At 34.2% G+C, this 16,820-nt stretch carries 9 protein-coding genes; 1 reads left to right on the forward strand and 8 read right to left on the reverse strand.

From position 1 onward, the window contains the following. Positions 1-29 precede the first annotated feature (29 nt). Both SCB73_RS18465 and SCB73_RS18470 read right to left on the reverse strand, forming a co-directional pair. On the reverse strand, positions 30-1,967 hold the full coding sequence (locus tag SCB73_RS18465; RefSeq protein WP_320567655.1) for a glycoside hydrolase family 97 protein: 1,938 nt from the start codon (positions 1,965-1,967) through the stop codon (positions 30-32). 517 nt (positions 1,968-2,484) lie between these two features. Then, positions 2,485-4,629 carry a thioredoxin domain-containing protein gene (locus tag SCB73_RS18470; protein ID WP_320567656.1) on the reverse strand — a complete coding sequence of 715 codons (2,145 nt, stop codon included), beginning with the start codon at positions 4,627-4,629 and terminating at the stop codon, positions 2,485-2,487. A 220-nt stretch (positions 4,630-4,849) separates the two neighbouring features. Here SCB73_RS18470 and SCB73_RS18475 point away from each other — a divergent pair, with 220 nt between their 5' ends. Beyond that, positions 4,850-6,379, forward strand: a complete 1,530-nt coding sequence (locus SCB73_RS18475) for an MFS transporter (RefSeq protein WP_413927820.1) — start codon at positions 4,850-4,852, stop codon at positions 6,377-6,379. 87 nt (positions 6,380-6,466) lie between these two features. Here the strand turns inward: SCB73_RS18475 and SCB73_RS18480 are convergent, their stop codons facing one another. The 6 genes from SCB73_RS18480 to SCB73_RS18505 all read right to left on the reverse strand — a co-directional run bounded on the left by SCB73_RS18480 (position 6,467) and on the right by SCB73_RS18505 (position 16,752). Continuing rightward, positions 6,467-8,026 carry a vanadium-dependent haloperoxidase gene (locus tag SCB73_RS18480; RefSeq protein WP_320567657.1) on the reverse strand — a complete coding sequence of 520 codons (1,560 nt, stop codon included), beginning with the start codon at positions 8,024-8,026 and terminating at the stop codon, positions 6,467-6,469. A gap of 1 nt (position 8,027) precedes the next feature. After that, complete coding sequence (locus SCB73_RS18485; protein ID WP_320567658.1) at positions 8,028-8,939, reverse strand: hypothetical protein; 912 nt, start codon at positions 8,937-8,939, stop codon at positions 8,028-8,030. Between the two features lie 37 nt (positions 8,940-8,976). Further along, complete coding sequence (locus SCB73_RS18490) at positions 8,977-9,492, reverse strand: hypothetical protein (protein ID WP_320567659.1); 516 nt, start codon at positions 9,490-9,492, stop codon at positions 8,977-8,979. A gap of 146 nt (positions 9,493-9,638) precedes the next feature. Then, entirely contained in the window at positions 9,639-12,932 is a 3,294-nt protein-coding gene (locus SCB73_RS18495; RefSeq protein ID WP_320567660.1) for a VCBS repeat-containing protein, read from the reverse strand. Between the two features lie 63 nt (positions 12,933-12,995). After that, positions 12,996-15,206 (reverse strand): CRTAC1 family protein, encoded by a 2,211-nt coding sequence (locus SCB73_RS18500; protein WP_320567661.1) that lies wholly within the window; start codon positions 15,204-15,206, stop codon positions 12,996-12,998. 49 nt (positions 15,207-15,255) lie between these two features. Further along, entirely contained in the window at positions 15,256-16,752 is a 1,497-nt protein-coding gene (locus SCB73_RS18505) for a vanadium-dependent haloperoxidase (RefSeq protein ID WP_320567662.1), read from the reverse strand. Positions 16,753-16,820 lie beyond the last annotated feature (68 nt).

A 16,820-nucleotide genomic window follows, 5' to 3' on the forward strand; every position in this document is an offset into this window, starting at 1 on the left:
GGGTTAATAGTTATTCTTTTGTAATTATTTTACTTTTCAATCGGAATTAATGAAATCACGAAGCCTCCTCTTCGAAGCAATTTCACTTCAATAGTTTTATCTTTATTTACTTCCAGAACTTGAGAAGAAAAGGCTTTATCGTGTTTGCCATCTGCAATAACAACGGCACGATAATTAATTCCATTTTCTAAAAAATCTAATTTGATTTGTTTTGTAAGCTCTTCACGTTCTGAGGCACTAATTCCTCCAATGTACCAAGAGCCTCCTTTTCTGCGCGCTATTATCACATCTTTGCCTGGATAACCATCTATAAGTTTGGTTGTGTCCCACGTTGTTGGAACTTCTTTTAAGAAGTTTTTCGCCTCGTCAGGTAATTGGTTATATCCCTCAGGCCTGTCTGCTACATGTTGGAAAGGAGACTCAAAAAGTACAGAAAGTGCCAATTCATGTCCATAAGAAGTATGATGCGGAAATTGAGAATTGGTAAAAGTCACAGGAGTATAATCCATTGCTCCTACTACATTTCTTGTAAAAGGCAAAATCGTGTTATGTTCTGGAGCTGTGGTCGAAAATTCAGGTCCGTTATTGTACCATTCCGCTCCGCGCACAGCTTCATAAGTCATTAAATTTGGATACGTTCTTGACCAGCCTCGCGGTACAATACAGCCATGAAAATATACCATGATTTCAAATTGAGCGGCATCTTCTAAAATATCCAGATAATAGTTGATCATATCCTGCTTTTCGCTTTCGAAAAAATCAACTTTAACTCCAGCAACGCCCAATTTTTTAAGTTTTGTAAATTCTTCCACTCTATTTTTATGCGTCAGCATTCGATCTTTTGGCGTTGAAGACACCCATGTATGATCTCCTCCTGAATTATACCACATCAAAGGTTTAATACCTTTTGAGTGGATGTATTTTAAAGCATCTTCTAGATTTCCGCCATTTGTCATCGCATCCCATTCCCAATCTAAAAGCGTATAAGGCCAGTTCATTTCTACAGCTAAATCTGCAAAATCACATACAATTTTATAATCTTTAGTTCCGTGATTACTTGACCAATAATTCCATGAAACTTTTCCGGGTTTTATCCAGTTCGTCGTTTTAAAAGTAGTTGGCCTTGAAACATCATCTACTAAAGTACTTTCAACAATATCATCTAAGCTTCCAATACTAATTACTCGCCAAGGTGATTTCCACGGAAGTGAAATTTTTGGTTTTGATTCTCCAGTTCCTCTGGCATCCTGTTGATTAGGAAATGTAAGTTTATAAGTATTGATGTCTTTGGTATTACTTAATTTCGTTCCGCAATAACTACGATCTAAATCAGCTTCATGTAGGAGAAACCAAGACGATTTATCTGAAGAATTAAACAATGCTGGATAACACCATTCTTGTTGAAGTATTTCATCATCACTGGATGAAGCATATAATCCTTCATTTGCCGGATTCCATTTTTCCAGCCATCGTTTATTTTCTTTCGGTATTTGATAAGCTGTAAATTCATCATTTATTATGTAAGAACCTTGTTTTTCAGGAAATTCATATCGAAACGTAATGCCATCATTATATGCTCTAATAATAAGATTTAATTTGGCTTTGCTTGGATTTTCAAAAGAAACTGTTATTTCGTTGGCCAAATTTTCGCGAACTGACTTTTTGCCAAATGGAAGCTCATAATGCTCTTTAATTAGTTTTGGTTTTGTTGCTTTTAAAAAACGAAGTTCTTTTGAAAAATCGTGATCGCTTCTGGAAAGACCTAAATTTATCCTTGGAATTATTTCTGTCATCTGGTCAGCTGTTTTATAAGATACTTTTAAATACCATTCACCTTTTATAGTTGAATCTACAGCATACAAAGCCGTTTTGATTTTTCCATTTGGTGATTGCAGAATGATATTTTGTGACCAGATCTGGGACAGATTAAACAAGGCAAAAAACAGTATGATAATTTTTAATTTCATGATTTTGGATAATTCGATTAGCTCTATTATAAATAGGATAATTAAGAAGCAATGAAAAAGCCGAAAGGATTAAGCTTCCGGCTTTACGATTTAAAAACTAAGGCACTTAGTTATAAACAGATTCTGTAAAATAACACTTATAACCCACCATAAACTTTTAAACCAATTTTTATCTTTCGACATTTAATTATCTCATAATGAAACAATTAATCACATTCTGGACTTTATTTACTTATTCACTAACGGTATCAAAATTTAATCAAATCATGAATAAGTGTATTTATTACAAATATAAAAAAATAAATCAAAACACAACCGGTTGTGTGATAAATTTTATCAATTTTTGACAAAAAAAGCATTAAAATAAAATTATATATGTCTTTTTTTAGCCAATAAATTAAAATTTTCGTAATTCAAATGCGTTCTGAATTAAAATATTTGCAGATTTAGAACTGTTATCCAATATTCTTTATACAAGTCGTAAAAAATAAAAAGTGACAATTTCAGTAATAACCTATTAATCAATAGTCTTCGCGTAATACTGCTTTAGATAATTGTTATTAATTTTGCTTACAGCTACAGTTACATCTACTTCAGGTTTCTTGCACGCTTTGTTTACACATACATATATGTAAGTTTCATTTTCAACAAAGCGATTTTCTAATAAAGGAAGCCTGCTCTCTTTTGTTGATCCAGCAATTAAAATATTAGGCAAATAGTAACTTTGAAGTTGATTTGTTTTGGACATGGCATCTTTGCCTGAAATAGCTATTTCAAAATAATTATCTGTATAATTCAGCATTAAATCCAGCCAATTATAGTGTTCCATAGGAGATTCCAAAGCATTGACTTTTACATTATTCAAGATTCGCTGTGCAGTTTCTGAATACGTATCATCAGAATAATAATGTCCTAATAAAAATAAATTATGCGCCAGAATTGAGTTGGAACTCGGAATAACATTATCTACGACTTCCATTTTTCTTGTAATTAAACCTGTCGAAGCATCAGATGCAAAATAAAAAAGGTTTGATTTTTTATCCTGAAAATGTTTAAGACTGTAATCAGTTAATTGTTTTGATTTGGTTAGCCATTTCTCGTCAAGAGTAATTTGATATAACGCAATAAATGCATCTACAACACTGGCATAATCTTCTGCAAAACCAGAAATACTGCTTTTGCCATCTTTATAACTATGATTCAAACTTCCATCTTTTTGCAATTGGTTATCCCAAATAAAATTGGCATTTTTTAAAGCAACCTCTTTATAATGCGGATTCTTAAATGCTCTATAAGCAGATACATAACCTTTTATCATTAAAGCATTCCATGAAGTCAATGTTTTATTGTCGACATGCGGACGAGGTCTTTTATTTCTTGCTGCTAAAAGTATTTGCTTCCAGTTTTTAATTTTTGAATCCAATTGAGCTGAAGTCAATTTGTTTTGAACAGCAAACTCTTTATCTGACTGATTTTTAAGCAAGACGTATTTCTGGTTTTCCCATAAACCATGTTCATTAATATTGTAATAGTTCTGGAAAAGCTGATAATCTGATTTTAATACTGATTGCAATTCTTTTTTATCCCAAACATAATATGCGCCTTCCTCTAATTTTTTTTCTTTGTTTTTGCTGTCAGCATCTATAGACGAATAAAAAGCTCCGTTCGAGGCCATAAGTTCTTTTTCTACAAAATTCAGAGTCTCAGAGACTGTTTTTTTATAAAGTTCATTTTTCGAAACCAAATAGGCATCGGAATATAAACTTACTAACTGCGCATTATCGTACAGCATTTTTTCAAAATGAGGAATATGCCATTTTACATCTACTGAATACCTAGAAAATCCACCGCCAATAGCATCATAGATTCCGCCATCGGCCATTTTTGTCATGGTATTGAAAACAAAATTTTGAATCGATTTATCATTATTCTGAACACTATAACGAAGCAAAAACTGCAAAGAAGCTGCCATTGGAAATTTGGTTTGACCAACTAAACCTCCATCTTTATAATCAAAATGTTCTTTCCATGATTTTAAAGCAGTCGAAATCTCCGTTTTATTAAAATTAGCATCTTTAGTATTTACAGCAATTAATTGTGATTCTTGAATTCCTTTTACTAATTTGTCTGCATATTCGCTTGCTTTGTTTGGATCTTTCTTATATAAATTAGAAATTTCGGTTAGAGCTTTTGTCCATTGCTCTTTTGTAAAATAAGTACCACCAAAAATAGGTCGGCCATCTGGAAGCGCAATGCAATTTAACGGCCACCCGCCTTCGCCGGTCATCAATTGTACGGCATTCATATAAATCTGGTCGATGTCTGGACGTTCTTCCCGATCTACTTTTATGCTGATGAAATTGTCATTCATTAATTTGGCAACAGAATCGTTTTCAAAACTTTCTTTTTCCATAACGTGACACCAGTGACAGGAAGAATATCCTACCGAAATAATGATAAGTTTATTTTCTGCTTTTGCCTGATCTAAAGTTTCCTTATTCCAGGCTTTCCAATTTACTGGATTATGCGCATGTTGCAAAAGATACGGACTTGTCTCATTGATCAAATCATTCGTATATTTATGATATTCTTTTTGATTCTGTTTTTTATCGCAACTTAAAAAAACGCAGAAAACAAAAAATAAAAGGTATTGAATACGCATATAAATAAAATGTAAAAGTGTGAATAATGACTTGGGTTGCAGAAGTTTTTAGAAACTTATGAAGCTAAAATAGCAATTTATATTTAAAAGATTTATGGAAACGAAAGAATGCTTCAAATGTTCTATTAAAGGCTTCAAAAGTGACAATCTTATTTCAACTTTCAAGCTATTTTTACAAGTAGCATTTTATTCAAATTATTAAAGAAGGAAATTTTTGCAAATGAAAAAACTCAATACTATTTTAACCCTAAACCATTTCACTGATCGAAGCAAAAAACAATACGTATATGTGAGTAAAACATCTGACAAACTTTCTGTGCTAGAAAAAATAGGCTATGGTTTGGGAGATTTTGCAGCGAATTTGATTTTTCAAACTTTGCTTACTTTTTTGGCTTTCTTTTATACCGATGTTTATAAAATTCCTGCCGGAACTGCAAGTATTATTATTTTTATTGGCGGTTTTATTGGTGCTTTTTTTAATATCATTATGGGTATTATTGCTGATCGTACTCAAAGTCATTGGGGAAAATTCAGACCTTGGATTTTATGGACTGCGTTACCTTTTGGAATTGGTTCTGTACTAACTTTTTTAACCCCAAATTTTAACGAAACCGGGAAAATTATCTATACGTTACTGACTTATTTTTTCCTAGTATTAATCTACTCTGCGAATAATTTGCCATATGTTGCTCTGAGTGGTGTTTTAACAGGCGATATGAAAGAAAGAAACAGCCTTTCATCTTATCGTTTTGTTGCTGTAATGATTGCTCAATTTGTAATTCAGTCCCTTTTATTGCCCTTGGTCTTGATTTTTGGGCATGGTGATAAAGCAGTAGGTTTTAAAAATACGATGATATTGTTTGCTATCATAGGCACAATTTGTCTGCTGATCACGTTTTTTACAACCAAAGAAAGAATCATACCATCAAAAAATCAAGAATCCTCAATAAAGCAAGATTTCATGGATTTGTCCAAAAACGGACCTTGGTTGATTATGGTACTGGTTACTATTTTAGTATTTATAACCTTGTCTTTAAAAGGCGGAATGTATGTTTTTTATTTCAAATATTATTTAGATCCAGCCGCACAAACCGTTTTTCTGAATGATATTGGCTTTACTTCGTTTATTGAAAACCTGAATAATTCTTTAATAAACATGGGATTTGTAGATCTTCAATGGCCAAAAGATGTTCCAACCTCTGCTTTTAGTCTTTTTAATGCAGGAGGAATTATTTTTATGATTATTGGTATTATTTTTTCAAAATCACTGGCAGATTTTTTCGGCAAGCGAAACATATATATCGCTTTTATTTTTTTATCAGCCATCAGTCTGCTACTTTTTAATTTTTACAGCAGAACTGCTATTAAAATAGTTTTTATAACGCAATTAGTTCATGGCTTTCTTTATGGCATAACAATTCCTTTACTATGGGCAATGATTGCCGATGTGGCTGATTATAGCGAATGGAAAAACAATCGAAGAGCAACTGCTACTGTTTTTTCGGCGATGCTATTAGGGTTAAAAATAGGAATCAGTATTGGTGGTGCATTAGGAGCCGCTTTTTTGTCTAAATATGGCTATGTAGCCGAAGAAGCAAATCAGGTTCCGGCAGCATTAGAAGGAATTAAACTTTCTATAAGTATTTATCCTGGCTTCATTTTCATTATTAGCGCAGTTTTATTATGCTACTACATCATCGATAAAAAAATGGAAATCCAGATTGAAACCGATCTAAAAGAAAGAAGATAAAAACGACTTAAATAACTTTAATATAAAAATAAAAAACCTGACACATTTTAGCGTCAGGTTTAAATATATAATTAATTATATTTTCTATTATTCAGCTCCATCACTACTTGCTCTTGCAAGTGCAAAAGCAGCTACTTTTTTACCTAATGCCAAACCTTTTTCACAATCACTTCGATAATGTATTGCGCCATACATTCTTGAGTTTGATGCCTCTAAAGCCATTGCTTCATATTCCATTTTTTTAGCCGGAATAAAATGTGATAAAACCGCACAGGCAGAAGCGCTAAAAGTAGAATGCCCCGAAACATAAGCCGGAAAATTAGGTACTCCCGCAGTGGTTTTAATTGAAGGATCCATTTGACAAGGGCGTGGATTGAAATAAGCATATTTTGCATCCCAGCAACTTATCGCTGCATCCATCATGGCAACATTTAATAAAGCCAAATTTCTTGCCCAGCGAACCTCGCTGTAGGATTGTTGTACAAAAGTTTCAGAAGCAATCGCGTTCCAATGCCCTGGAGGCGTGTACGTATCTACTCCATCGGCCCAAAAACTTACAATTTCCAAATGTTCACGAGACTTGTCCTGACTAAACATTTTAATCTCAGCTAATTCTTTAGCAAAAGCTTCAGATTTTGTTGAAGGAGGTGCCGGAGGACGATTTGCAACTACATCAGCTTCAGTCATTAAAAATGATTTTACTTTTCCAAATAAAGGCAACATTGGCGGTCTTGCGGGCACTTCTAATGATTTCCAAGGAGTTTCGCCTTTTGCTGCAGTCTCAGATTCTAATGCTGCCCAAATTGCTGGTGTACCAATAGCAGCTCCTGCTCCATCAGTTGAAGCACGAGTGATGAATTTTGCCGCAACCTTTCTTCCTAAAATTATTCCGGCATCAACATCAGAACGAACATTTGCACCACTGATAATTCGGTATAGTTTTTCTTCTTCTGCCTTTTCGTTTACATAAGCAATTTCAGTAGGGAATAATAATTTTAAAAGCTCTACCGTAACTCCTGTCACAACAGCATCTTCTGAAGGGAAAGACGGCAAAGTACTTTTAGGAATTAAAACTTGCAAACTTGGATCAACAGTATAAGGCGCTGCCCTGTTGTAAATCTTTTTATAATACCATGCCGCAACTAGCGCATCATATTGAGCGGCACTTACATAAGCATAAGCTCTTGCGGCATAAGGCGGATTAGAAAATGGAAATTGAGGATAAGCAAACGGATTTGCCGCTGAAGGTGCCGGATAAGTTCCATCTTCATTTTGATACGGTGGACGATTGTGTCTCGCTACCAATGTTCTCAAAATTTCATTCCATCGCAGCACACTACCTACGCTCCAATACTCGATTATTCTTTTTTGTTCTTTTGTAATATCGACCTGAAAACTCTTTATTTCATTAATCTCTCTGGTATATGCAGGTGAATTTGTCGCAACGGGAACATCTATTGTAAATTCATCTGGTGCGGTCAAAAGATAGGTTTTCCAAGTGCCAGCTTCAGCATCTGTATTTGTCGGGCTTAATTGCGGAAACTGCTCATTGCGTGGTGTAATATCATCATCACACGAATAAATTAATCCGACTGCAAAAAGTAATATCAGACTTTTTAAAACTATATTTTTTATATTATTTTTCATCTTACTTGCCTTTTTTATTAAAATTAATCAGATAGAAAATACCTCCATAAAATGAAGTTGCTTCTCCCACATTTCTACCTTCTGTTACTACATTATATCCGCCTACAATAGATAATTCAGGTTGTTTTATAACCGTATATTTTCCATTCACACCCAATTTAAAAGCATTCATGGTATTGCTAGGAAAAGGCATGTTGTTTTTTGTAATATCAAAACCTCCAGATTGTGTAACCGAATTGTCGATAATAGCTTCTGCAATCAGTCTTGAGGAGCGATATCCGAATCTAAAATTGACATTTATTAAATCTGGCATATCTACTTCATTGGTGTAATGAATTTCATTATCTAAATAGGAATTTCGATCAATTGTGATGTTTCCTCTTTTCAGATAAGCTCCAGAGAAAGTAGCAAAAAAATGGCGATACTGGACATCTCCCATCAATCTAAGTGTTCCTGTATTGCTCCCAAGACCAAGGCTTAATGGCAAATAATCGGCAGCATAATCTGATCCAGGCGTTGAATAACTTCCTAAAACAATTAATGCATACTTGACATTACCAATATTTTTTTTAATTGGCATGTATTTTAAAGTGAAAGTTAAATCCTGTATTCCTTTTTGACCTTTCATAGTTCCTGCTGTTGCTTTAGTTTCAACATAAGGAACAGTTAAAAGAAAATTTAACTTGTCGAATATTCCGTAATTCCCCATAAAAGCAGGACCTTGAGCGGATACCGTTCCGAGATTAAGATTTTCTCTTTTATAAATGCCTTCCCAATATTCGTTCCAACTACTGTATTGATAAACCGCCCCGAAGCAAAAATCATTTTTCTTCATCATAAGCGCATCTATATCAGTTTGTGCATTCATCATAAGGGAAATTATGAAGAGAAAACACAAGTATATTTTTTTCATTTTTAATTTGTTTGTTGGTTAATAGTTTGTTTTCTATTTACTCATTCAGCATTTGTTGATTCTGAATGGCAACGTTCGCAGTAAATTTTTCCTGCTCTTTTTTCAAGCTCATTGCTGCATAATAATCTTCGTTGTATTTGCCTGCAATAACCAGTGCGCCTGCTACCAAAACAATATTTTTAATAACGTATTGACCAGCTAATGTTGGTTCATAAGGAAAGATTTCAAAACAACTGGATTTTAGAATGAAAAAAGTGGATAGCGTTGCCATCATGTGCAATAATAACAGCACAATAGTTACCGGAATTAATTTTCTAAAGAGCAATCCCAATCCGATACATACTTCACAAATTCCAAGAATTGGAATAAAGAATTCTGGCTTTAGCCAAAAAACAGTTTTCGCCACCATGTCGCCTGCAGGACTAAGACCAAAGATTTTTAGAAGTCCGAACCAAATGTAAATGATGACAAGAGCCATGCGCATTATGGAAACACTATGTTTTCCTATTTTTTCACTTAATGAGAAATAGAAAGAATTAAAAGTAGTTTTCATTTGTCTTGAATTTTAGGATTAGTTAATAAAGTGTGTGTAAAAACAAGTCCTTACAATGTCTTAGAGACACTGTAAGTATTGTTTTTAGAAAGTCAAAACTGAACCCAAAATGAGAGTTCAAAAACTTCTCTCGACTTTTTTTTACGTTAATTAATCCTGACGCTTTGCAAAAAGGAATTGTTTTTAGTAACCAGAAGATATGTTTTCCCTTGAACTTTTATTTTTTCCATGTTTTTGACGTCTCCCGGAGTAAAGAATCCGCTTTCAACTGCTGTCACCGATTTGAATTTTCCTTTTCCATTTCCTTTTAAAAATAATCCATGACCGGCATCGTTTCGAGGCGTTTCAACTTCAGAATTGTACATGTTTCCTGTAATTAACGCATCAAGATTTCCATCTTTGTCATAATCATCTACCATTATTTGATTGATACAGCTCAGTTGCGCATCAACAGGTAATTCATGAATTACGAATTTTCCGTTCTTATTTTCCAAATAAATACTGGCAAAAGATTTTACTTTGTAATGCAGGGCTTCTTTAAGTGACTTTTCGGTATAAACATCAACAAGAGTAGCTTCTGAAAAACTTTCGTAGTCTTTGAATTTCTTTTTGATATTCGGAATTTGCTGTGACGAACAACCACGGCCACGCACCGGATATTGTTTTCCATCATTGTAATAACTCAGTACAATATCTTTGTGTTTGTCATTATCAAAATCTTTCACAAAAATATCGAAGGTTTCATCTGGAGTTGCTTTGTATTTGTAGTTCAAGCCGTTATTTCCAACAATATAATCCATGTCGCCATCCTTATCAAAATCGCCTTGTTGAATGCTCCACCACCAACCGGTAGTATCATCGTTAAGTCCCATTTCTTTTGTAACTTCTTTGAAACCTGCTTTTGAATTTTGAAAAATTCGGATAGGCATCCATTCACCTACAACAATAATATCATCTAATTTATCATTGTTGATATCTGTAATTACAGCGCTTGTCGCCATTCCGAGATTAATAAATTCTTTAGGAGCTTTCTTAGAAATTTCAAATTTTGGTTGTGTTGCTGTGCTTATATTGTGCAACAAATAAGTTGTTGTTGGTGAAGGATATTGTCCTGGAACCTGTCTTCCTAAAACCAAAAGATCCTGTTTTCCATCTTTATCATAATCAATCGGGTACACTTTTGAACCGCTTACTAACATTGATGGCAATACTCCTGCCGAAGCTTTAGTAAAATCACCTTTTCCGTTGTTGATATATAATCTGTCTTGCAATTTTGGATCATTAATCAAAAATTCGTAACCACCGCTTACCACATACAAATCGTTATCTCCATCATTATCTGCGTCAAAAATTAATGTTCCTGTATCTTCACTAGCTTTATCTAATTCCAATGCTGGAATGCTTTTTTCGACAAAACCATTTTTAGTCTGAAAAAACATTTTCCCAGAATAAGTTGCAGAACCTCCAATAAAATAATCATCAAGACCATCTTTATTCAAATCACCTACAGCAATCACAGGACCAAAAGTTGACATTTTATGAGGCAATAAAACCTGATCCTTAAAATCATCGTATTTATTTTCTTCGTGTTTGTAAACTGGAAAAATCTTGGTTTCTGTTGCAAATAATTGACTTTTCGGAGCTGTTTTCGCTACAATTTCTTCTTTAGCATCCTGCTCTTTAAAATGAAGTGTTTGATTCGCTTTTACATTGTTTAGTTTTTGCACTTTGCCATTTGTCCAAACCACTTTAACTTCATCAATTGTGTTTTCTTTACCTACACCAAAATGCAATTCAGGAGCAACAGACGACTGAAATCCTCTTGTTAAAGTAAGTTCTTGCATTTGAGTTCCTTTTTTGGTTCTCACATAAACTCGATTTCCAAGACCATAAACATTTTTTGAATTGCCTTTGAAATCTACTTTGAGATAATTGTTGAGTTTTGAACTTGAATTTTCGAAAACTGACGCATAATCGTCGATATTATTTACTACAATATCCAAGTCGCCATCGTTATCTAAATCGACGTAAGCAACGCCATTTGAAAAACCTTTATATTCAATTCCCCATTTTTTATTTGCCTGCTCAAAATTTAAATTTCCATTGTTTTGAAACATGAAATTATCAATTTTCTCAGATGGAATTTCCTGAGATTTTTTTAGCAAATCTTTTGGTTTTAGATTTAAAGTTTCAAGGCTATGAAAGAAATCATTGTTATTAATTTCTCTTCGAGTTCCGTTAGTTACAAACAAATCTTTATTTCCGTCGTTGTCAAAATCGGCGAATAAAGGTCCCCAGCTCCAATCTGTAGATGATGTTCCGGTGATACGTGATACATTGCCAAAATGCGGAATTCCGTTTTCATAAACACCGGTGTTTAACTGCATACAATTGTGCATGTATTGGTAATTAAAACCTGCATCAATGACATCCCAAAAAAGTTTTGGATTCATACTCGACATGTTTGCTTTTTTACGGCGATTGTCCTTCGCATCCATATCAACCTGAAAAAGATCTAAATTTCCGTCGTTGTTAAAATCTGAAATATCAACGCCCATTCCGTAAAATGAATTATGCGCCATTGCCTCTTTTACCACTTCCTTAAAAGTACCATCCTGATTGTTTATGTACAAGAAATCGGGTGAGTTGAAATCATTTGAAACGTAAATATCAGGCCAACTATCATTGTTTAAATCGCCCACGGTAGCGCTTAATGACAAACCATAGTTTTTTACACCTGCTTGTTCGGTAACATTTGTAAAATGATTTCCATCATTTCGATACAAATGCCCCGATTCATTGTCTTTGACATGAAGCATCATTTGTACATAATCGCCCGTGGCCGAATTGAATTTAGTAGGAGGATAATTGGCAACAAACAAATCTAGATCTCCGTCTTTATCATAATCGAAAAAAGTTCCCTGAACGCTGTTTCCAACATCATCAATCCCGTATTCTTTGGCTTTTTCTGTGAAGGTTCCGTTTCCGTTATTGATATACAATTGATTGTTTTTAGGTCCGAATTTCCCTCCAACACTACAATAAATATCCAAAAATCCGTCACCATTAACATCTGCCATAGCTACTCCGGTATACCAACGGCTATCACCTCCTACACCAGCTTTTTCCGTAATATCTTCAAATTTTAGATTCCCTTTGTTCAAGTATAATTTATTTGAAACCTGATTTCCTGTAAAATAAATATCAACTAAACCATCGTTATTGATATCTCCAGTTGCAACTCCTCCACCCAAATAAATATAATTGTAAGTGAAATAATTAAGGGAATCATTTTCTGTCAAGTTATTACTGAAATCAATTCCTGTATCAGAACGGTCTAAAGTCGTAAAGATTTTTTGATCAGAATCTTTAGAACAGCTTGCAAGTAATAGTAAGCTCACAATGCTCAAAAAACCTGCTATCGTATTTATATTTTTCATTTTTATACTTTAAAAATTTATCAATTTGTCTAATGGATTAATCTCTTAACTCCGAGCAATTTATCACATACAAATAGGTGATCTTGCTCCCGCTGTTGGAAAGGAAAGTTTTTTAAGATTGATGTTTGAAAATTCTTTTTCGCCTTCAATAATTTTGATGAATTGATTAGGCTTTACATTTTTAAACACTTGCTTTTTCTGATTTTTTGGCCAGATAATTTCGATTTGGTCGATAATTGATGCTTGTCCAATACCTATTTCCATTCGCAATGCCGATGCTCCAAAACTTCCACCTGAATTTAAAATCCTGTAAACAGATCGTGAAATGCCGTTTTCTTTAAAGCTTACTTTTACCTTCGCACCAATGGCAGAACGATTGCTTTCTGTACCTTCCAGTTTTATCTTAATCCAACGATTGTTGTTTTGGCCGGGATTCAGGTATAAAGAATTATTGAAAGCATCACCAAAATAAGCGCCTCCAACTTCTATAAAAACATCGCTGTCGCCATCATTATCGAAATCGTTAAACGCTACGCCGTGTCCTTTTTGCAAATTCCCCATACGGCTGGAAACAGTTACATCTGCAAATTTTCCGTTTCCGATGTTTCTGAATAATTTATTTGGAGACAAAGATTTATAATCTGGATTTCCGGTTCCGAGATACATGTCCAAAAAGCCATCGTTGTCAAAATCTCCAAAATTGGAGCCCATTGCAAACACTGTTTTGCTTAAACCGGACACCACAGAAACATCAGAGAAGGTACCGTCATGATTATTGTGGTACAAATACATTTTGCTGCTTCCATTCGGAATATTTAATGCTTCCATCGCAGTTTCACCAGCAATCGATCCGTTGAACTGATAACCGCAAACAAAAATATCCTGCCAGCCATCATTGTCGTAATCCCAAAACCAAGTTGGAAAAGTCATTACATTGATTCCAGCTAAACCAGCTTCGTCTGTAACATCTTTAAATTGCGGAATGCCATTTTTAAGTCCGGTATTTTTTAATAATATCTTCTTTTTATTCATTCCAGAAAGAAACAAATCAATATCGCCATCATTATCATAATCTGCCGACGTTGCTCCTTTGATAAAAGCAACAATGTCACATTTTGCTTCTTTTGCAACATTTGTAAATGTCCCATCCTGATTGTTGATGTACAATTCAGAAGGATATGATCCATCATTTGAAGATTCATTGCCAATAAATAAATCTAAATAGCCGTCATTATTAAAATCATTCCAGTTTCCGGCTTGAGTAGGAAATTCAGAATACAAACCACTTTTAATAGTGACATCAGTAAAAGTGCCATCGCCGTTGTTGCGTAATAATGAATTAGGTTGTCTGCCGAATTTATGCATCCAAGCTCCTCTTAAAACAAAAATATCAACATCGCTGTCATTGTCATAATCTGCCTGGATCATATTCAGACCGCCTTTAAATCTGCCTATTTCTGAAATTTTGGATACATCTGAAAATTTTCCTTTTAGATCATTTTGATAGTAATGCATAACGCCATCCAAACTCCAATCTGAAGTAACAATATCCAGATAATCATCATTATTGAAATCATCAACAATTACTCCGCCCGACATATTTCTGCTTTTTATGCCCACGTTTGGCGCAACATCCAAAAACGGTTTTACATGATAGTCCGAATCATCTTTATTCAGATTAGGTATCAGCCATTTTTGAGGAACGTTTGAAGGATAACCGCCTAATGTCATGTAAGCAATATTAAGCAACCATCTTGATTCATAATCATTTGGATCGATGTCTAATAATTTCTTATAAATTTCGATTGCATTTTGAGAACCTTGTCGTATCGTGTGAATGCCATTTTTTTGAATGGGCATTATACACGATTCTGGATTGTGATAATTGACACAATTTTGCTTTTCGCCAAGTCTCATATAAGCAATTGCCAAACATTTTAACGCTTGCGGATCATCTTTGCCATCAATCGCTTTTTTTCTTTTGATGGCATTTTCCATAATTGACACAGATTCAGCTTCTTTCCCGAATTTCAACAAAGCATTTCCTTTATTTAATTCGTTGAATAATTTGAAAAAGCCTTCATCAGAACTGTTAATTATGGAATCGTAATAAGCGACTTCTGCCTGAGCTGCAAAAGGATTATTTTTGACATTATACATCTTCTTTCTTGCTCCCAGAATACTAATCATTTTATCATTAGGATTAGAAAAATAATCGCATGAAACTGCCAAAACAGAAACTATCAATAAAAATACTACTGGCTTAATTTTCATAATTAAAACATTTTCAGAAAAAATCAGTTCCATTTTAAAATTGGAACACTTATTCAATTGAAGTAATTTTATCTATAGTTTTATTTCCGATATGAAAATTGTAGAATTTCCAAACCTCGTGAGCTACGTTTCTTCCAAGTTTAAGTCCTTCAACATTATCTGCCTGAATGTGATAGCCTCCCATAACTCTGGAAATTCCAGCCATATTTGCTGTTTCAGTAAACGTTGGAAATTTTAAGACAACTGCTTTTCCTACATTATTAGGTTCTGTCATTGATCCTGGCGCATCCACTGTTGCAGATTCTCCAAAAGTGTCACTTCCTGTCCATAGTTTTAATGCTTCACCACAACCGCCACTAATTGTACTGTGTCCTGAAACATAACCGGGAAATGCAGGACATAAGAAAATATCTGGCGAATACGGTCTCCAGTCTTGCCCTTTCATGTCAATATTTCCAAAACCAGGTCCGCCCCAAGCGTTTATCGTTTTGTCTTTATAATAATAATGCACTAAAGCATAAGGACGAGCAAAATCGTAAAACATTTTTGTATCCCAACAAGCTATAAAACAATCCATAGCCGTTACTTGGTTGTAAAAAAACATTTTCACATCCTGATCCAGCGTGTGCTTGTCGCGTCTTGAAACATCTTGAGCAAATTTTAGCCAATGCCCAGCTTGTTGCACTGATTTTGGTCCATCACGCATAAACTCTACTAATGCTTTTTGCTCGTTAGTAAGATTATGTTGCAAATCAATTAGTTCTGCAACTTCATTTTTAAGTTGCTCAGAATCTAAAGAAGGAGGAGACATTGCACGAAACTGATCTCCAGTTTTTAACCCAACAGGTTTTACTTTACCCCAAAATGGCGTCATGCAACCTGGTGCGAACTTGCCGCCTTTTCCATCAGAAAAATATTTTGGTTGCCAGTGATTTACATCTACCATTTCATCTGCAGTATTTACTGGCTTGTAATTTACATAGTTAAAATACGGAGTTCCGTTTGATCCGTCTTCTTCTCCATATTGATTTGAACCGTCATGTTTTCTGGCTTCGATTACCGCTTTTGCAGCTAAATTTCCTATTCCTGCTGGAGTTTTCGGATCAAGAGATTTGTCATTAGGATCCAATCCTAATTCTATCATAAAAGCTTTGAATAGTTCTTTGTCTGAAAAATAATATTCGCTTAAGGCATTGTAAGCGGCATAACTAATAGCAATCTCTTTATTTTTTAGTGTTTGCTCTTTTACAGGTCTTCTATCTGCATCTTTTAAATATACCGGAATAGCCTTTTCATCATAACGGCTCCAGGCATCAAAAATGGCTACAAATGTTAATCCTAAAAAACGGGAAGTTACTGTTGGTCTTGGTTTAAATCTATCTGTATCATTTGCCGTTGCAGTAATAGCAATTTCGCTCCATTTATAAGCCATATTGCTTGCTCCTGTTGGCTCAGCTTGTTTTTTATTGTCTTTGTTTTGGGCAAACGCAGATATGCTTAAAGCACTAAACAATAGTACTTTAAACAAAAATTTATATGTTTTCATTTTTGGTTAGGTTTATATGGTTATGTAATAGTTTCTTAATCAATTAGTACTAACTAATTGATTGAAAA

It is taken from the genome of Flavobacterium sp. KACC 22761, from assembly GCF_034058155.1.
Taxonomy (GTDB): domain Bacteria; phylum Bacteroidota; class Bacteroidia; order Flavobacteriales; family Flavobacteriaceae; genus Flavobacterium.